The organism is Rhodopseudomonas sp. (assembly GCF_036404135.1).
In the GTDB taxonomy this organism is placed as follows: domain Bacteria; phylum Pseudomonadota; class Alphaproteobacteria; order Rhizobiales; family Xanthobacteraceae; genus Rhodopseudomonas_A.
In genome coordinates this window covers 1-17,090 of the sequence record NZ_DASWPE010000091.1, presented here as the reverse complement: position 1 = coordinate 17,090, position 17,090 = coordinate 1, and the positions used below count along the sequence as shown (strand labels likewise).

At 66.0% G+C, this 17,090-nt stretch carries 17 protein-coding genes; 7 read left to right on the top strand and 10 right to left on the bottom strand.

Going from position 1 to position 17,090, the window contains the following annotated elements; translation table 11 throughout:
* Positions 1-1,442 (bottom strand): DNA repair protein RadA (gene radA, locus VGC77_RS10410; RefSeq protein WP_331171493.1); only part of this gene is annotated, 1,442 nt, incomplete at its 3' end.
* A gap of 117 nt (positions 1,443-1,559) precedes the next feature.
* On the opposite strand from radA, the gene VGC77_RS10405 reads away from it, so the two are divergent.
* The 3 genes from VGC77_RS10405 to VGC77_RS10395 all read left to right on the top strand — a co-directional run bounded on the left by VGC77_RS10405 (position 1,560) and on the right by VGC77_RS10395 (position 2,894).
* A complete protein-coding gene (locus VGC77_RS10405) occupies positions 1,560-2,021 on the top strand; it encodes a hypothetical protein (protein WP_331171492.1) in 462 nt (153 codons plus the stop codon).
* 160 nt (positions 2,022-2,181) lie between these two features.
* On the top strand, positions 2,182-2,568 hold the full coding sequence (locus VGC77_RS10400) for a tautomerase family protein (protein ID WP_331171491.1): 387 nt from the start codon (positions 2,182-2,184) through the stop codon (positions 2,566-2,568).
* A gap of 68 nt (positions 2,569-2,636) precedes the next feature.
* Positions 2,637-2,894, top strand: a complete 258-nt coding sequence (locus tag VGC77_RS10395; protein ID WP_331171490.1) for a hypothetical protein — start codon at positions 2,637-2,639, stop codon at positions 2,892-2,894.
* 613 nt (positions 2,895-3,507) lie between these two features.
* Here the strand turns inward: VGC77_RS10395 and alr are convergent.
* The 8 genes from alr to rpsF form a co-directional block, all read right to left on the bottom strand.
* Complete coding sequence (gene alr, locus VGC77_RS10390) at positions 3,508-4,728, bottom strand: alanine racemase (protein ID WP_331171489.1); 1,221 nt, start codon at positions 4,726-4,728, stop codon at positions 3,508-3,510.
* A gap of 127 nt (positions 4,729-4,855) precedes the next feature.
* On the bottom strand, positions 4,856-6,352 hold the full coding sequence (locus VGC77_RS10385) for a replicative DNA helicase (protein WP_331171488.1): 1,497 nt from the start codon (positions 6,350-6,352) through the stop codon (positions 4,856-4,858).
* A 588-nt stretch (positions 6,353-6,940) separates the two neighbouring features.
* Positions 6,941-8,191 carry a cyclopropane-fatty-acyl-phospholipid synthase family protein gene (locus tag VGC77_RS10380; protein WP_331171487.1) on the bottom strand — a complete coding sequence of 417 codons (1,251 nt, stop codon included), beginning with the start codon at positions 8,189-8,191 and terminating at the stop codon, positions 6,941-6,943.
* Between the two features lie 491 nt (positions 8,192-8,682).
* Positions 8,683-9,285 carry a pentapeptide repeat-containing protein gene (locus VGC77_RS23655; RefSeq protein ID WP_414709638.1) on the bottom strand — a complete coding sequence of 201 codons (603 nt, stop codon included), beginning with the start codon at positions 9,283-9,285 and terminating at the stop codon, positions 8,683-8,685.
* Between the two features lie 589 nt (positions 9,286-9,874).
* Positions 9,875-10,468: a 50S ribosomal protein L9 gene (rplI, locus tag VGC77_RS10370; RefSeq protein WP_331171485.1), complete on the bottom strand. Its 594-nt coding sequence runs from the start codon at positions 10,466-10,468 to the stop codon at positions 9,875-9,877.
* Positions 10,469-10,521: 53 nt separating this feature from the next.
* Positions 10,522-11,466, bottom strand: a complete 945-nt coding sequence (locus VGC77_RS10365) for a DUF2232 domain-containing protein (protein ID WP_331171484.1) — start codon at positions 11,464-11,466, stop codon at positions 10,522-10,524.
* A gap of 130 nt (positions 11,467-11,596) precedes the next feature.
* Entirely contained in the window at positions 11,597-11,836 is a 240-nt protein-coding gene (gene rpsR, locus VGC77_RS10360) for a 30S ribosomal protein S18 (protein ID WP_002711478.1), read from the bottom strand.
* 5 nt (positions 11,837-11,841) lie between these two features.
* Positions 11,842-12,345, bottom strand: coding sequence for a 30S ribosomal protein S6 (gene rpsF, locus VGC77_RS10355; protein ID WP_331171483.1), 504 nt, complete (start codon positions 12,343-12,345; stop codon positions 11,842-11,844).
* Between the two features lie 477 nt (positions 12,346-12,822).
* Here rpsF and fabD point away from each other — a divergent pair, with 477 nt between their 5' ends.
* Positions 12,823-13,782: an ACP S-malonyltransferase gene (fabD, locus tag VGC77_RS10350; RefSeq protein WP_331171482.1), complete on the top strand. Its 960-nt coding sequence runs from the start codon at positions 12,823-12,825 to the stop codon at positions 13,780-13,782.
* A gap of 190 nt (positions 13,783-13,972) precedes the next feature.
* Here fabD and eat read toward each other — a convergent pair whose 3' ends face one another.
* Positions 13,973-15,367, bottom strand: a complete 1,395-nt coding sequence (gene eat / locus VGC77_RS10345) for an ethanolamine permease (protein ID WP_331171481.1) — start codon at positions 15,365-15,367, stop codon at positions 13,973-13,975.
* Between the two features lie 256 nt (positions 15,368-15,623).
* Here eat and fabG point away from each other — a divergent pair, with 256 nt between their 5' ends.
* From fabG to VGC77_RS10330, 3 genes are all read left to right on the top strand, one after another.
* Entirely contained in the window at positions 15,624-16,361 is a 738-nt protein-coding gene (gene fabG, locus VGC77_RS10340; protein ID WP_331171480.1) for a 3-oxoacyl-[acyl-carrier-protein] reductase, read from the top strand.
* Between the two features lie 290 nt (positions 16,362-16,651).
* Positions 16,652-16,891: an acyl carrier protein gene (locus tag VGC77_RS10335; RefSeq protein WP_011441358.1), complete on the top strand. Its 240-nt coding sequence runs from the start codon at positions 16,652-16,654 to the stop codon at positions 16,889-16,891.
* A gap of 94 nt (positions 16,892-16,985) precedes the next feature.
* A partial coding sequence (locus VGC77_RS10330; RefSeq protein ID WP_331171494.1) for a beta-ketoacyl synthase N-terminal-like domain-containing protein occupies positions 16,986-17,090 on the top strand: 105 nt, incomplete at its 3' end.

The following is a 17,090-nucleotide window of genomic DNA, read 5'->3' as shown; positions in this document are numbered from 1 at the left end:
CGGGCAGGTGCTGTGTTTTTCTCCGACGCTGTGCTTTTACCGTTGTCGCGGCCGGGCTTCGGCGCGCCGCGCGCGGCAATGTCGGCGACCAGTCCGGACAGCCCGCCGACGCTGTTGAGCATGAGCCCGGCATCGCCGCCGGCGTCGCCGCGCGCCGATTCGGGCAGCACCGCGCGGGCAAACCCCAGTTTGGCGGCTTCCTTCAGCCGCGCCGAACTCTGCGCCACCGGCCGCACCGCGCCGGACAGCGAGATTTCGCCGAAATACACCGCGTCGGTGGGCAGCGGCGCGTTGGCGAGCGACGACACCAAAGCCGCGGCGGCGGCAAGATCAGCCGCCGGCTCGTTGATCCGCAGGCCGCCGGCGACGTTGAAATAGACGTCGTAGCCGGAGAGCTTGACGCCGCAATGCGCCTCCAGCACCGCCAGCACCATCGACAGCCGCGAGGAATCCCAGCCCACCACGGCGCGGCGCGGCGTGCCGAGCGTGGTCGGCACAACCAGTGCCTGCAATTCCACCAGCACCGGGCGCGTGCCCTCCATACCGGCGAACACCGCGGTGCCGGGCGAGCCCAGATCGCGCTCCGACAGAAACAGCTCGGAGGGGTTGGCGACTTCGCGCAACCCCAAGCCCGTCATTTCGAATACGCCGATCTCGTCGGTCGGGCCGAAGCGGTTCTTCACCGCGCGCAGAATCCGGAACTGCTGCGAGCCTTCGCCCTCGAACGACAGCACCGCGTCGACCATGTGCTCGACCACGCGGGGGCCGGCGATCTGGCCGTCCTTGGTGACGTGGCCGACCAGGATGATCGCCGCACCGGATTTCTTGGCAAAGCGGATCAGCGCCTGCGCCGAGGCGCGGACTTGCGTGACCGTGCCGGGCGCGGATTCCACGGTGTCGGTCCACATCGTCTGGATGGAATCGATCACGATCAGCCGCGGCACCGCGCCTTCCGACAACGTGGTGATGATGTCCTCGACCGAGGTCTCGGCGGCGAGCTGCACCGCGGCGTCGGCAAGCCCGAGCCGTGCCGCGCGCAGCCGCACCTGCGCCACCGCCTCTTCGCCGGAGATGTAGACGATGCGGTGGCCGTCGCGCGCCATCAGGCTGGTGGCCTGCGTCAGCAGCGTCGACTTGCCGATCCCGGGATCGCCGCCGACCAGCAGCACCGAGCCGCGGACGAAGCCGCCGCCGGTGACGCGGTCGAGTTCGCCGAGCCCCGACGACACCCGCGGGGCGTTTTCGCTGCTGCCGGTGAGGCTCTCCAGCTTGAAGGCGCGGCCGCGGCGTTTGGAGCGGATCGACGCCGGCATCGAGGCCGCGCCGGTCAGATCCTCCTCGGCCAGCGTGTTCCACTCGCCGCAGGATTCGCACTTGCCCTGCCAGCGGTTATAGGCGGCGCCGCAGTTCTGGCAGACGAAGGACAGGGTGGCTTTGGCCATGGGGCGGAATCGCGGTGAGTGACGCAGAGGATTGTTCGTTATTTGTTCTTGGTTGACGCGCGAAGTCAAGCGATTGCCTAGGATACGGTCGTGTTATAGTTCCATGCGGAGAGTTAGATGGCCGACCAACAACCGAGCGATCTCCTGGTTAAGCAGGCAGAGCTAACGTATCAGTCGATTATTGAGCTTCGGAAATCGGCTTATTCGTCCCAGGCTGAATATGGTCGCTGGATGATCAACACGCTGTGGCTGATGCATTCCGGAGCCATTGTTGGACTTCTTTTCAAGGCCCATGCCGGTGAGCATCCTCCGGCGTATGCGGGCTCACTTTTTTGGTTTGTGGCCGGTATCGTCTTCGCATTCATCGCGGCAGCTTCCGCATTTTGGAATTTCACTTTCGCGGCGCAGCTTTTTCACTCCTGGGCCGATGCTCGAATGCTATCCAATTTGGATGCTTGGCCCAAGAGAGTGAAAACGCTGCGCTTCGTAATAACGCTTTGGATATCGATGACGGGCGGACTGCTCTCGCTCAGTTGCTTGGTATTGGGCAGCATTTCCGTTCTGCACAATTGGAATTAACAGCGAGTAGCCCGCATGAGCGGGTGCCTCGAGGACAAGACCTGGACGGCGCTTCGCTGATCCGGGCTACTGGCGGCCCCATCGATAGCAACGGTTGCAAAATCTTGAGCCGTCGCAAGCCATATGCCAAGCTGTGATAGCAAGCGTGAGGAGCATGGCCATGCCGTCTGTCAGCATCGTCACCGGCGAATGGGCCCGCGGCCGCGAGGCCGAACTGATCGAGGCGGTGCAGTCCGCGATGGTGAGCGCGATCAAGATCCCGGACTGGGATCGCGACGTCACCGTCGATCTCTACGAACCGACCCGGCGCGCGGTGCCGACCGGCAAGTCGGAGCGCTTCACCCGGGTCGAGGTCAAGCTGTTTTCCGGCCGGTCGATCGAGGCCAAGCGCGCCTTGTATCGTGCCATCGTCGACAATCTCGCAGCGCTGGGCGTGCCGGAATTGGAGACCAAGATCATCCTGGTCGAAGTGCCGAGCCACAATTGGGGGCTGAGGGGCGGCATCCCCGGATCGGAGATCGAGATCGGTTTCAAAGTGGAGGTGTAGCGCGGACTTGGCGGCAGCCGCGGTTTGGTGGCAGACTGGCCGGCAGGGCCAACCATAGAGCATCCCCCATGCCGTCGAAGCCGTACAAGCGCAAAGAGCAGTACATCCTGCGGCAGCTCGCCGGCCAGTTCGGGTTCGGCGCGGCGCTGGGCGCCGCCTTCGCACTGCTGCTGTTGTTCAAGAACATGTTCGGCCTGCACGACATGATTGCAAACAGCATCGCGCCGCGCACGCTGGAGGCCTGGTTCGTGATCGGCGTCTCGATCCATATCGGGCTCGGTGCCGCGGTCACCGCGTTGCTGATGCTCGCCGCGGATGATGAGTGAGGTTTCAAAGGTTGCAGGCGCGCCTCTTTCCCTCGCCCCGCTTGCGGGGAGAGGGTGGCGTGACAAGCGAAGCTTGTCGCGCCGGGTGAGGGGGCGCCGCGTGATGCCGCGGCGCCCCCTCACCCGACCGGGCTTCGCTGGCGCTACGTCGGGTCGACCTCTGCCCGCTTGCGGGCGGGGCAATCGCATATGAAAGTTGGCGGTTGCTGCGAGGATCACCCTCCCCTGGAGGGGGAGGGTCGCTCGCGCAGCGAGCGGGGTGGGGTGGCGAAGAGGTCATCCGCCGTGCGTGCTGCTCACCCCACCCCGGCGTGCACCGCGCTTCGCGCGGTCACCGCCGACCCTCCCCCTCCAGGGGAGGGTGAAGAGAGCTGCGACGCAATGGCCTGCGAAAATCCATGTGCGACCGCCCTGCCGCACGCGGGGAGAGGTGAAGTCAGTGCTCGCGGCGTCATTGCGAGGAGCTCTTGCGACGAAGCAATCCAGGGCCACGCGTGCAGCCCCTGGATTGCTTCGCTGTCGCTCGGCGGAGCGCGCCGCGCTCGGCTCGCAATGACAAAACCTGCTTTTGCGCGCTGCTTTTTCGGCCAGGCTCGCAGGAATTCGCCGGCGCCTAAGTCTTCGCCGGTGCGTCCGGCTGTGCCGCGTCGCCCGGCGCCGTGGCGGCGCCGGTGTAGTGCCGGGCGTAGCGCTTGCCGAGGCTGGTCAGCACCTCGTAGCCGATGCTGCCGAAATGATGCGCCAATTCGTCGACGGTGATGCCGTCGCCGATCAGCGTCGCTATGTGGCCGCGGCGCGCGGCGTTCGGCGCGAGGTCAGTGATATCGACCGCGAGCAGATCCATCGAGATCCGCCCGGCCACCGGGCAGCGTTGGCCCGCGATGATCACCTCGGCGCCGCGGGTGCCGTCGCTGGAGCCGGCGGCGCGGAAATAGCCGTCGGCATAGCCCGCCGCGACCACCGCGATCCTTGTCGGCCGCCGCGCCGTCCAGGTCGCGCCATAGCCCACGGTGTCGCCGCGCGCCACGTCGCGGACCTGCAGGATGCGCGACTTCAGCGTCACCACCGGCTGCATCGGATTGTCGGCCTCCGGCGTCGGATTGATGCCGTACAAGGCGGCGCCCGGCCGCACCAGATCGAAGTGGAATTGCTGGCCGAGATAGATTCCCGACGACGCCGACAGCGACGCCGGCACGCCGGAAAACCCGCTGGCGACGGCGCGGAAATGGGTCGCCTGCCTGGCGTTGAGCGGGTGGTTCAGCGTCTCGGCGCAGGCCAGATGGCTGATCACCAGCGTGATGCCGTGATCGCCGGCGGTGATCCGCGGCACGATGCCTTCGGCCTCGGCGATGCCGAGCCCGAGCCGGTTCATCCCGGTGTCGATATGGATCGCGGCGCCGCCCTTCCAGAAGCTGCGGCGGCAGAACGAGTCCCATTCGGCGAGTTCGTCGAGGCTGCCGATCACCGGCTTGCAATCGAACTCGGCATAGCCGTCGCCGCAGTTCGGCAAGAACCCGTCGAGCACGTAGATGACGGCGGCGGGGGCGGCGGCGCGCAGCGCGCGGGCTTCATCCAGCGTGGCGACGAAGAAGGTCTTGCAGCCGGCCGACGATAGCGCGCGCGCCACCGGGCCGACCCCGCAGCCATAGGCGTCGGCCTTCACCACGCCGGCGCATTCCGAAGGCACCGCGGTCTTTTCCAGCTTGCGCCAGTTCGCCACGATGGCGTCGAGGTCGATGCTGAGCACCCCGGTGGCGGCGGTCTCGGCCGGCCCCGCTGCGGCGGCGACGGGAGACTCGGGGGCGATCGACTTCGGACTGGGGACGACGTTCATGATGAAAAGAGATTCCTGACGCTGGCATCGCGTCGCCGGAGCGCGGCGCGAGCGGCGCAACATCGGCTGCGAACGCGGCAACATTACGCACGCCGCGGGCGCGGTTCAACGCCGCGCGCCGAAGGGCTCACATGCGGTCGGGCAGGTGGCTGTCCTGGGTAAGATCGCTGAACCGGGTGAACTGGCCCTCGAACTGCAATTCGACGGTGCCGGTGGGGCCGTGGCGCTGCTTGCCGATGATGACTTCGGCCTTGCCGTGGACCAGATCCATGTCGGTGGTCCATTTTTCGTGCTCCGGCGTGCCGGGGCGCGGCTCCTTGTTCTGCAGATAATATTCTTCGCGATAGACGAACATCACGACGTCGGCGTCCTGCTCGATCGAGCCGGATTCGCGCAAGTCGGACAATTGCGGCCGCTTGTCGTCGCGGCTCTCGACCTGACGCGACAACTGCGACAGCCCGATCACCGGCACGTTGAGCTCTTTTGCCAAAGCCTTTAGGCTGGTGGTGATCTCGGTGACTTCCTGGACGCGGTTGTCGGAGCGCTTGCCGCTTCCCTGCAACAGCTGGATATAGTCGACGATGATCAGATCGAGGCCCTTCTGCCGCTTCAGTCGCCGCGCCCGCGCGGTGAGCTGCGAGATCGACAGGCCGCCGGTTTCGTCGACGAACAAAGGCAGCGATTGCAGCTCGATCGAGTAATCGCGGATCTTGTCGAAATCCGCCTCGGTGATGCCGCCGCGGCGGATCGAGGACGAAGAAATCCCGGTCTGCTCGGCGAGAATACGGGTGGCGAGCTGTTCGGCCGACATTTCGCAGGAGAAGAAGCCGACCACGCCGCCATTGACGGTCTTGGTGCTGCCGTCGGCCTGGATCTCGCCGCGATAGGCGCGGGCGACGTTGTAGGCGATGTTGGTGGCGAGCGCGGTCTTGCCCATGCCGGGGCGGCCGGCGACGATGATCAAGTCGGAGTGCTGCAACCCGCCCATCTTGTTGTCGAGGTCGCGCAGTCCGGTGGCGATGCCGGACAACCGGCCGTCGCGCTGGAACGCGGCCGCCGCCATGTCGACCGCGACGGTGAGCGCCTGGGAGAATTTCTGGAAGCCGCCGTCGTAGCGGCCGGACTCCGCAAGCTCGTACAGCCTTCGCTCGGCGTCCTCGATCTGCGCTTTCGGCGCGAAATCCACCGGCGCGTCATAGGCGACGTTGACCATGTCGGTGCCGATCCCGATCAGGTCGCGGCGCAGCGCCAGCTCGTAGATGGTGCGGCCATAATCATGGGCGTTGATGATGGTGGTGGCTTCGGCGGCGAGCCTGGCGAGATATTGCCCGACGGTGATGCCGCCGAGATCGGTGTCGGCGGGCAGGAAGGTCTTCAGCGTCACTGGGGTGGCGACCTTGCCGGCGCGAATCAGGCTCGACGCGGTGTCGTAGATGGTCTGGTGGATCGGCTCGAAGAAATGTTCCTGCTTGAGAAAATCCGAGACCCGGTAGAAGGCGTCGTTGTTGATCAGGATGGCGCCGAGAACGCTCTGTTCCGCCTCGATATTATGCGGCGCCATGCGGTAGGCGGGCGTGCCCGGTTCCGGCGCGAGCTTGAGAACGTTCGAATCAAATGCGGCCATGGTCTCTATAGGTCTATCGGAGTTTGTCTGGAACGGGGCGGGACTAAAGCGCCATTCCCGGCTCGGGGGAAAGGGCGGTGGCGGCTTATGCCCGATTCACACACGCGTCGGGCGAAGGCCGCGGCGGTTCGGCTGTCATGAACCATTTGCGCCGTGACGGCGACAAATTTCCGCCGCCTCGCGCTGCTCCGCTGGCGCGATGCGGCTCGCGGCGTGCGGCTTGCAGACAATTGGACCCACTGGCTTAAGCGTTCCGTGATCCCAGTCCCGTAACGAGATGAGGCTGCACCAGGTGAGGCTGCACCAGGTGACGCTGCCGGAATTTTGAGGAACCGATTTGCCGGCATCGGGTTGTTAATGTCCGAAACGAGGGGTGACCGATGGCCCAGCAGGTCCCGTTGCACGATCGAAACGCCGCCTGGCTGCTCGGCCTGGTGCGCGCCATCGAATCGGTCTCGCAGCCGGCGCTGCACGCGATGCCCTGCGATCCGGCGCTGCTCGCCGCCGCGGAACAATATCTGGCGCGGCCCTGCGCCATCGACCGCCCGGCGCCCCACGCTCAGGTCCGCGTCGAAGCCCGCTCCGAGTTCATTCGCCCGCGAGCTGAAACCGCGGACGATGACGGCGCTCGATCTCACGCAGCCGAGTTTCTTCACGCGTGATGTGATCGCGGGTGATCGGCACCACGCCCTGGCGTTTGGCGAGCTGGATCTGAAACACCATGGTGTTCTGCTTGCGGAAGGTCATTTCCGAGGCGGCGAGATAGAACTCCCACATCCGCACAAAGCGCTCGTCATACAGCCTCGCCGCTTCCTCCCGCCGCGCCAGGAAACGTTCGCGCCACGCCTTCAGCGTGTCGGCGTAATGCAGCCGCAGGATTTCGATGTCGCAGACCAACAGGCCGGCGCGCTCGATCGCCGGCAGCACCTCCGACAGCGCCGGCAGGTAGCCGCCGGGGAAGATGTATTTGGCGATCCAGGGGTTGGTGATGCCCGGCCCCTCGGAGCGGCCAATCGCATGCAGCAGCATCACGCCGTCTGGGTGCAACAGCTCGGCGCAGCGTTTGAAGTAGGTGTCAAAATGCGCCACCCCGACATGCTCGAACATCCCGACCGAGACGATGCGGTCGAACGGCCCTGCGACGTCGCGATAGTCCTGCAGCACAAACCGCGCCGAGCCGGCAAGATTGTTCTCGGCGGCGCGGGCGTTGGAGAGATGCAATTGCTCCTGCGACAGCGTCACGCCGGTGACGTCGGCGCCCAGCATCTGCGCCAGGTATAGCCCGAGCCCGCCCCAGCCGGAGCCGATGTCGAGCAGCCGCTGGCCGGGCTGGATCAACAGTTTCGCGGCGAGGTGGCGTTTCTTGGCCAGTTGAGCATCGTCCAGCGTCGCCTCGGGATGTTCGAAATAGCCGCAGCTGTATTGCCGGTCGGCGTCGAGGAAGAGCGCGTAGAGCCGGCCGTCGAGGTCGTAGTGATGCGCGACATTGTTGCGGGCGCGGCTGCGCGGATTGAATTGCTGCAGGCTGCGCAACAGGTAGCGCACCCACCATAGTGGCTTGCCCCAGCGCGGCGCCAGATCCGGCTGGTCCATCACGACGGCCAGCACCTCGGCGATCGAGCCCTGCTCGACCACGAAGCTGCCGTCCATGTAGATTTCGCCGAACGCCAGTTCAGGGTCGAGCAGCAGCCGGCGTTGCGCGCGGGCGGTCACAAACCGCGCCGCCACCGGCTCTCCGCTGCCGTCGCCGCAAGTAAAGCTCGTGCCTGCGGCGGTGGTGAAAGTGATGGTGCCCCGGCGAATGAAACGCGACAGGAAGAAACGCAGTAAACCGTCCATCGGCTACGCCCCATGATTGCATGGTGAGAACCTACGAGTGACCTCCCTGCCATCGAGATAGGAGCGGCGTTGCGCGGGGCCAAGAGTTTGGACACGTGCAAAAAGATACCAGCAGTCATGTTCACACAGATGCGTCATCTGCGTGCTTCCATTCACGGCCCAATCGGCTAAAAGGTGTCGCCGTGTTTCGGCGCTACCCACATCAGGAGAATACGAATGTCGAGCCGAGCGCTCAGTTTAGCGACGGTGCTGCTGCTGATCGGTGGGGCCGCGGCCGCGCCGGCGCAGGCTCAGAACCTCGAAGCCGGCAAGAGCCCGTCGCAGATTTTCGCCGGCGCCTGCAGCGCCTGCCACAAGAGCCCACGCGGGCTGTTGCGCACCGTGCCGCCGGGATCGCTGCCGGCCTATTTGCGCCAGCATTACACCACGAGCAGCGACATGGCGGGGCTGCTGAGCTCCTATCTGGTGTCCAACGGGGCGACCGATACGCGTTACGGCGTAGCACCGGCCAAGCCGGGCCGCGAGGGCAAGCCGGAAGCCGCGCCCAATGCCGCGCCGGAGCAGGCCGAGACCCGGCCGGGCCGCAGGCCGCGCCAGGAGGCGCAGCCGCAGGAGGCCGCCAAGCCCGATGCCGACGGTTCGCCGGCGCAGGAGGCCGCTCCGAGCCGGCGCAAGTCCAAGCGGCAGGCCAAGCCCGTAGCGGAGCCCTCGGCGGCCCCGGCGGTCGCCGCTCCCGCGGTCGAGGGCGAAGCGCCCGCGGTGGTCGAGGAGAAGCCGGCGCCGCGGCAGAAGCTCGGCAAGAAGGGCAAGCATCGCCAGGACCGCAACAAGCCCGTGCCCGCCGATGCCGACAAGAGCGAGCCGGCCAAGCCGGAGGCCGCCAAGCCCGAGCCGGCGAAGTCTGAACCCGCGAAGTCTGAACCCGCGAAGTCTGAACCCGCGAAGACCGAACTACCCAAGTCTGAACCGGCCAAGTCTGAACCGGCCAAAACCGAACCGGCGAAGACCGCGCCCGCGAAGGACGACGCGTCGAAATCCGAATCGGCCAAGCCGGTCGAGCCGGCAGCGTCCGAGCCCGGCAACGGCGCGGGCACGCTGCGGCCCGATCCGGTGCCCGCGGTGACGCCGGCGCCGAAGGCCAGTGACAGCGAACCTGCGGCCAGCTCGCGCCCCGCTGCGGAAGCGCCGGCCTCGCTGCCGCCCGCCGCGCCGACGCCGTCGCCTTCGGACGAGATGGTGCCGCCGCTGAAATAACGCAGCGGCGCTGCGACCGCAGACGTCAAGCCGGATCGCCGCAACTCGCGACGCCGATACCAAAAAGCCCGGCCTGAGTGATCAGGCCGGGCTTTTTCGTGCAAGTGGGGCGGCGGCCTCACGGCCGACCGAGGCGAATAAACAGTCAGGGTAACACCGCGCCGAAGTTGGATCGAAGCGGTGCGGCATACGCTCCCTCGCCCCGCTTGCGGGGAGAGGGTGGCGTGACAAGCGAAGCTTGGCGCGCCGGGTGAGGGGGCGCCGCGTTCTGCCGAGGCGCTCCCTCACCCGACCCGGCTTCGCTAAAGCTCAGCCGGGTCGACCTCTCCCCGCAGGCGGGGAGAGGTGAAGCAGTGCGCGCAGAGCGGCCAACTTTCCGAAGAGGGCCTCTTCCGGAAGCAACTCCCGCAGCGGAAAGATCGCCGCGGCTTACTTGTCGCCGGCTTCTTCCGGCTCGTCGTCGTGCTGGGCTTCCGGATCGAAGAACTCGCCGGCGGCGGCCAGCGCTTCGGCGGCGGCGTCCTGGTCTTCCTGGCGGGTCGAGATGTCCTCGCCGCGGTTGATGCGTTCGGCTTCCAGCGCGCTGCGCGCCACCGTCACCGACACCGAGACTTCGACTTCCGGATGCACGGCGATCGAGATGCTGTGCTTGCCGATGGTCTTGACCGGGTGGTCGAGCAGCACCTGGCTGCGGTTGATGTGAACGCCATCGGCGGTGAACTGGGCAATGATGTCACGCACCGTGACCGACCCGAACAACTGGCCGGTTTCCGAAGCCTGGCGCAGCACCACGACATTGCGGCCGTCGATCTTCTCGGCAACCTTGGTGGCCTCGGCCTTGGCTTCGATGTTGCGGGCCTCGAGGTCGGCCTTCATGTGCTCGTACTTGGCGCGGTTGTCGGCGGTGGCGCGCAGCGCCTTGCCGCGCGGCAAGAGGAAGTTGCGCGCAAAGCCGTGCTTGACCTTGACGACTTCGCCCATCTGACCGAGCTTGCCGACGCGTTCCAGCAAAATGACTTCCATGGTGTTCTCCTTGTGGGTTGAGTAGCTGTCGGGTTTGGTTGGATTGGTGAGGGTCAGGGCAGCGCGACCGGCGGCGGCGGGGCGCGCTGCAGGTAGCGCTGCCGAAGGTTGAAGATGGCGTCGGCGAGCCCCAGCGCGACGATCAGTAGCACCGGCCAGCCCAACACCATCACCAGCGCGTAGCACGAACTCAGCCAAACGCCGCGATGCCTGATCGCGCGCGTCAGGGTGTGCAGCGTCGCCAGCCCGTTCAGCGCGTAGGCCATCATCAGCGCGGTGCTGGCGGTCTGCGCGATCATGCCGAGGAGGCCGCCGAGGAAACTCAATCCGATCGCCAGAGATAGCGCCGCCAGCGTCATCGGTGGCAATGCGGCGGCGTTGAGGTCGGGCCAGGGCCGTTGCAGCCGCCCCGACATCGCGGTGACCTTGCCGGCGAGCCAGAGGTTGAGGGTCAGCGTCATCATCGCGACGATTGCGGCCGCGGCCGGCGCGATCCTGACCAGCGCATCGACCCTCGCATTGTCGCTGGGGTTCATGATGCGCAACAGCCCGCGACGCAGCTCGGCATTGATGCTCTCGCTGTCGGTGCCGAGCGTGAACAGCGCCGCCATCGTGGTCAGCGCTGCGAGACCCGCGGTCCAGGCGATGACGCGGCCGATCGGATACCATTCGATCGATGTCGGCCCCCCGGCAGGAGACACGCCGAGCGGCGCCGGGCGGCCGAGCAGCGCGAGGTGGCCGAGCCAGCCGGCCGGCAGCACGACGGTGAAAACGAACGTGGCGAAATAGGACAGGCCGAACAGCGCGACAAGGGCCGTGCCGGCGATCAGGCCGCCGAGCGCAGCGCCCGCGGCGCTCCAGCCCAAGGCGGCGACCATCAACGGCAGCGGGGCGAGGTAGAACAACAGCAGCGAGATCGCCGCGCCCGAAATGAGCGAGGCGAACATCAGCGCCGACGCAGAGCCGGCCGCAAGCGTGATCAGGGCGGTCAATATCATCAGCTGTCCCGCTCCTTTCGAGCGGTTAGAGGTCTGTTTGACCCCAACCATCGGCGCGCGGAACGACCCGCCGCCTTATGAAAACTGCAAAGCAAAAGCCCGCGGCGCGAACGCCGCGGGCCGCAACAGGTTAGCGAATGACGTAGGGCAGCAGACCGAGGAAACGCGAGCGCTTGATGGCGCGGGCGAGTTCACGCTGCTTCTTGGCGGAGACCGCGGTGATGCGGCTCGGCACGATCTTGCCGCGCTCGGAGACGTAACGCATCAACAGCTTGGAATCCTTGTAGTCGATCTTCGGCGCGTTCGGACCCGTAAACGGGCAGGTCTTGCGGCGGCGGAAAAACGGACGGCGGGCACCTGCTTCAGCCATGATTCTTACTCCTCAGTCGCTGCGGCGGGGGCGGGGGCGTCGTCACGCGGACGGCGCGGACCACGGTCACCACGGAAACCGCCGCCTTCACGGTCGCCGCCACGGAAACCACCTTCACGATCGCCACGGAAGCCGCCTTCGCGGTCGCCACGGAAACCGCCACGGTCGTCGCGATCGCGATCGCGGTCGGTCTTGCGCATCATCGCCGACGGGCCTTCTTCCAGCTCATCGACGCGCACGGTCAGGTAACGGATGACGTCTTCGTTGATGCGCTCCTGGCGCTCGACTTCGGCGACCACCGCGGAGGGGCCGTCGATGTTCAACAGCACGAAATGCGCCTTGCGGTTCTTGTGCATGCGGTAGGTGAGCGAGCGCACGCCCCAGGATTCCATCTTGACGACTTTGCCGCCGAGACCTTCGATCACGCTGGTGATCTGGGTCGTCAGTTCTTCCACCTGCTGGGTGCTCGCATCCTGACGCGCGAGAAAAACATGCTCATAAAGAGGCATGGCTGTCCTTTCCAAGGTTAGCGCGGCGCCCGGCGGCAAGCCCTTCGAACCCTTCGGAAAGGACTCGAGAATGCTCAGAAGGCGGAAGCACGGGACGACGGACCTACTGGCCCTGTCGCATCAACATCGCCATACCTAAATAAAAGCAGGTGAAATTGCTGAGACCGTCCGTTCAGCTCCCGGCCGGGATCCACGGATGCGCGGTTTATACGGATTTTGCGTGGAATGGCAAGCCGGCGCCGGCCGGTCACAGCCCCCCATGCGAATGGTTAAGGCCAAGCGCGGGCGGTTCGCTTGACAGACCTGCCCGCGCCGGTGTCTTACGGCCGGTATTGCCGCGCGTTCCAGCAAGACCAGCCGGATTGCCCGGAAAAACGCGCAGATTTTGATCGGACCATGGCCGTTGGCGCCGCGGAACGGGCTTTGCCCGGCCGCGCGGCCGTTGCAACGCCGTGGTCCCAGCCTCGGGGAATGCAAATGACGGCCGCTTTTACCTTTCCTGGCCAAGGATCCCAAACCGTCGGCATGGGCAAGGCCCTGGCCGATGCGTTCCCGGTGGCGCGCGCGGTGTTCGACGAGGTCGATTCGGCGCTCGGCGAAAAGCTTACCGCGACGATCTGGGACGGCCCGGCCGAGACCCTGCAACTGACCGAGAACGCCCAGCCGGCGCTGATGGCGGTGTCGCTGGCCACCTTGCGGGTGCTGGAGACCGAGGCCGGCTTTTCGGTGGGGCGGCACGCCGTGTTCCTCGCCGGGCATTCGCTCGGGGAATATTCCGCGCTGGCCGCGGCCGGCAGCCTGACGATCGCCGATACCGCGCGGCTGCTGCGGATCCGCGGTCAGGCGATGCAGAAGGCGGTGCCGGTCGGCATCGGCGCGATGGCGGCGCTGATCGGGCTCGACTTCGACGCCGCGGTGACGGTGGCCAAGGAGGCGGCGCAGGGCGAGGTCTGCCAGGCCGCCAATGATAACGGCGGCGGCCAGGTGGTGGTGTCGGGCGACAAGGCCGCGGTCGAACGCGCGCTGGAGATTGCCAAGGCCAAGGGCGCCAAGCGCGCGGTGCTGCTGCCGGTCTCCGCCCCGTTCCATTGCCGGCTGATGCAGCCGGCGGCCGACGCCATGGCGCATGCGCTGGCGGCGGTGAAGGTTCTGGCGCCGGTGGCGCCGTTGGTGGTCAACGTGCTGGCCAAGCCGATCACCGCTCCCGACGAGATTCGCCGGCTGCTGGTCGAACAGGTCACCGGCACGGTGCGCTGGCGCGAATCGGTGGCCTTCATGGCCGCCCAGGGCGTCACGCATTTCTTCGAGATCGGCGCCGGCAAGGTGTTGAGCGGCCTCGTCAAGCGCATCGCCGACGGCGCGGTGGGAATCGCGGTCGGCGGTCCCAGCGATCTCGACGCGGCCAAGCTGGCGCTGGCGGCGTCCGCCACCGCGTGAGCCGCCAAGGCCCACGCGGCGATCGGCTTGCCGATTGCGCATGATCTGGTCCGGAAACCGCGATCCACTTTTCGGGATCATGCGCTGGCTATAGCGTATTCGAGCGAAGTGGATCCCGGTTCGCGTGAAGAAACCGCGTCAAAATAACAAGCTAGAACTCCGGTTCTGATCTATCAGAACCGGAATAGCTCTAGATCGTCGCTGACAGCATCTCGTCCGGCGCGGCGCTGCGGCGCTGCTCCGCGGTGAAGTAGAAGTAACCGTAGGCCAGCGCCATCAGCACCAGGAACAGCAGGCTCAGCATGGCGTTGAACCACATCATGGCGCCGAGACAGACCAGCGCCAGCACGAGCGCGATCGCCGGAAACAGCGGATAGAACGGCGCGCGATACGGCCGCGGCATCGACGGTTCGCTGCGCCGCAGCTTGAACAGCGCTGCCATCGAAATCAGATACATCACGATGGCGCCGAGCACCGACATCGTCACGATGTTCGCCGTCAGCGTCTGGCCGCCGAACTGCACCCATTCGTCGCTGAAGATCGCGATCACGCCGACCACGCCGCCGGCCAATAGCGCGCGGTGCGGGGTGTTGAAGCGCGGACTGAGCGCTGCGAACATCGCCGGCAGATAGCCGGCGCGCGACAGCGCGAAGATCTGCCGCGAATAGCCCATGATGATGCCGTGAAACGACGCGACCAGGCCGAACAGCCCGATCCATACCAGCATGTGCAGCCAGCCCGAATTGTCGCCGACCACCACCTTCATCGCCTGCGGCAGGGGATCGTTGATGTTGGCAAGCTTGCTCCAGTCGCCGACGCCGCCGGCGAAGATCATCACGCCGAACGCCAGCAGCACCAAAGTGAGAATGCCGCCGATATAGGCCAGCGGAATGGTGCGCTGCGGATGATGGGCCTCCTCGGCCGCCATCGCCGCGCCCTCGATGGCGAGGAAGAACCAGATCGCGAACGGGATCGAGGCGAAGATGCCGGAGATCGCGGCACCGTTCAGCGCATTGCCGCCGGCCCAGCCATTGGCGACGAAATTCGACAACGACCAGCCCGGCAGTACCACGCCCATGAACACCAGCAATTCGAAGATCGCCAGCACGGTGACGAACAGCTCGAACGCCGCGGCGATGCCGATGCCGATCCAGTTCAGCCCGATGAAGATCACATAGGCGCCGAGCGCGAACCATTTCGGGTTGATGCCGGGGAATTGCACGTTGAGGTACGCGCCGATCGCCAGCGCGATGGCCGGCGGCGCGAACACGAATTCTACCAAAGTAGCGAAGCCGGCGATGAAGCCGCCGGTCGGCCCGAAGGCGCGCCGCGCGTAAGCAAACGGCCCGCCGGCATGCGGGATCGCGGTGGACAGTTCGGTGAAGCTGAAGATGAAGGTGGTGTACATCGTCGCCACCAGCACGGTGGCGACCAGAAAGCCCAGCGTGCCGGCGCTATTCCAGCCGAAGCTCCAGCCGAAATATTCGCCCGAGATCACCAGCCCGACGGCGATGCCCCAGAGCTGAACGGGGCCGAGGACCTTTTGCAGGCCGGGGGATGGTGGAGTGGTCTCGCTGATCGACATCAAAGGCCTCCTGTGCCAGTCGCTTGGCCGGCGCGTTTCGCGCCGTTTTGTGCCGAATTTCATGCAAGACAAATGCCATGGCGTGCCGGCGGAGGCGGAAAGCGTGCGCCGGCGCCGCCGCCGCGCCGCGCCTCCATCCAACTGTCAAGCACGTGGATCATTGACGGCAGGCGCTTTGTCGCGGCATTTCGCGCTGATCTTCGGCCGCGCCGAAATGGCGGCGCTGGCCCGCCGTGCTTTCTGTAGGGAGACTTGGATGTTCGATTTGACTGGCAGGACCGCGCTGGTGACCGGCGCGACCGGAGGCATCGGCGGTGCGATTGCGCAGGCCCTGCACGCGCAGGGTGCCACGGTGGCGATTTCCGGGACCCGCCGCGAGGCGCTGGAGACGCTCGCCGCCAGCCTCGGCGCGCGCGTTCACGTGCTGCCCTGCAATCTGTCGGACGCCGCCGAGGTCGAGGCGCTGGTGCCGGCGGCGGAAAAGGCGATCGGCGGGCTCGATATCCTGGTCAGCAACGCCGGTATCACCCGCGACAATCTGTTCGTGCAGCTGCGCGACGAGGACTGGGACGACGTGATCAAGGTCAACCTGACCGCGACCTTCCGGCTGGCGCGCGCCGCCACCAAACTGATGATGCGCAAGCGGTTCGGGCGGATTATCGCGATCACCTCGGTGGTCGGGGTCACCGGCAATGCCGGGCAGGGCAATTACGCCGCCTCCAAGGCCGGATTGATCGGGATGATCAAGACGCTCGGCGCCGAGTATGCCAAGCGCAACGTTACCGCCAATTGCATCGCCCCCGGATTCATCGCCACGCCGATGACCGACGGGCTCAACGACAAGCAGCGCGAAGCGATTCTCACCAAAGTGCCGGCGGGACGGTTAGGCACCCCGGACGATATCGCCGCCGCGGCGGTGTATCTGGCGTCCAACGAAGCCGGCTACGTCACCGGGCAGACGATTCACGTCAACGGCGGAATGGCGATGATCTAACGGAGTTTTCCACCGCCGCCGGGCGATCCCGTCCGCCGGCCGAGGCTTGTAGTCAAGGCATACGAAGTATGATAACCGAACGACGAACGGATGGGCAAAGAACGCCATTGCAGGACAGCGAAACCCTGTATATTGGCGGTGCAGAGCCTGCGGTCGTTGCCGGGCTTTCATCCCTGGGGACGGGGATAATCACGACTTACGCGATTGCGACGGGAACTTAACGAGTTAACGCACCACGATGGCTCGTATCCTAGCGGTCGGGTCCAATGGAACAGCACGAGGTTTGAACGATGAGTGAGATTGGCGAGCGGGTTAAGAAGATCGTGGTGGAGCACCTTGGTGTCGAGCCCGAGAAAGTGGTCGACGGCGCGAGCTTCATTGACGATCTCGGTGCCGACAGCCTCGACACCGTCGAGCTCGTGATGGCATTCGAAGAAGAATTCGGCTGCGAAATTCCTGATGATGCCGCAGAAACCATTCTGACGGTTGGCGACGCCACCAAGTTTCTCGAAAAGAACGCAAAGAGCTGACGCTCTCGCGCGGGACTAACGAAGCCGGGCGGGCCGCACCCATGCGGTCCACCGGCTTCTTGTTATGACCGCGCCGCGAGCCGGAGTGCTGGATATGAGGCGGGTTGTCGTCACGGGCCTTGGCATGGTCTCGCCGCTTGGCTGCGGCGTCGAGCAGACCTGGAACCGGGTGCTTAGCGGCGAAAGTGGGGCTCGGCAG

Excerpts from the sequence above, each read along its gene's own strand:
- VGC77_RS10405 (WP_331171492.1), top strand. The coding sequence starts at position 1,560 with ATGGCCGACCAACAACCGAGCGATCTCCTGGTTAAGCAGGCAGAGCTA.
- VGC77_RS10400 (WP_331171491.1), top strand. The coding sequence starts at position 2,182 with ATGCCGTCTGTCAGCATCGTCACCGGCGAATGGGCCCGCGGCCGCGAG.
- VGC77_RS10395 (WP_331171490.1), top strand. The coding sequence starts at position 2,637 with ATGCCGTCGAAGCCGTACAAGCGCAAAGAGCAGTACATCCTGCGGCAG.
- alr (WP_331171489.1), bottom strand. The coding sequence starts at position 4,728 with ATGAACGTCGTCCCCAGTCCGAAGTCGATCGCCCCCGAGTCTCCCGTC.
- VGC77_RS10385 (WP_331171488.1), bottom strand. The coding sequence starts at position 6,352 with ATGGCCGCATTTGATTCGAACGTTCTCAAGCTCGCGCCGGAACCGGGC.
- VGC77_RS10380 (WP_331171487.1), bottom strand. The coding sequence starts at position 8,191 with ATGGACGGTTTACTGCGTTTCTTCCTGTCGCGTTTCATTCGCCGGGGC.
- rplI (WP_331171485.1), bottom strand. The coding sequence starts at position 10,468 with ATGGAAGTCATTTTGCTGGAACGCGTCGGCAAGCTCGGTCAGATGGGC.
- VGC77_RS10365 (WP_331171484.1), bottom strand. The coding sequence starts at position 11,466 with ATGATATTGACCGCCCTGATCACGCTTGCGGCCGGCTCTGCGTCGGCG.
- rpsR (WP_002711478.1), bottom strand. The coding sequence starts at position 11,836 with ATGGCTGAAGCAGGTGCCCGCCGTCCGTTTTTCCGCCGCCGCAAGACC.
- rpsF (WP_331171483.1), bottom strand. The coding sequence starts at position 12,345 with ATGCCTCTTTATGAGCATGTTTTTCTCGCGCGTCAGGATGCGAGCACC.
- fabD (WP_331171482.1), top strand. The coding sequence starts at position 12,823 with ATGACGGCCGCTTTTACCTTTCCTGGCCAAGGATCCCAAACCGTCGGC.
- eat (WP_331171481.1), bottom strand. The coding sequence starts at position 15,367 with ATGTCGATCAGCGAGACCACTCCACCATCCCCCGGCCTGCAAAAGGTC.
- fabG (WP_331171480.1), top strand. The coding sequence starts at position 15,624 with ATGTTCGATTTGACTGGCAGGACCGCGCTGGTGACCGGCGCGACCGGA.
- VGC77_RS10335 (WP_011441358.1), top strand. The coding sequence starts at position 16,652 with ATGAGTGAGATTGGCGAGCGGGTTAAGAAGATCGTGGTGGAGCACCTT.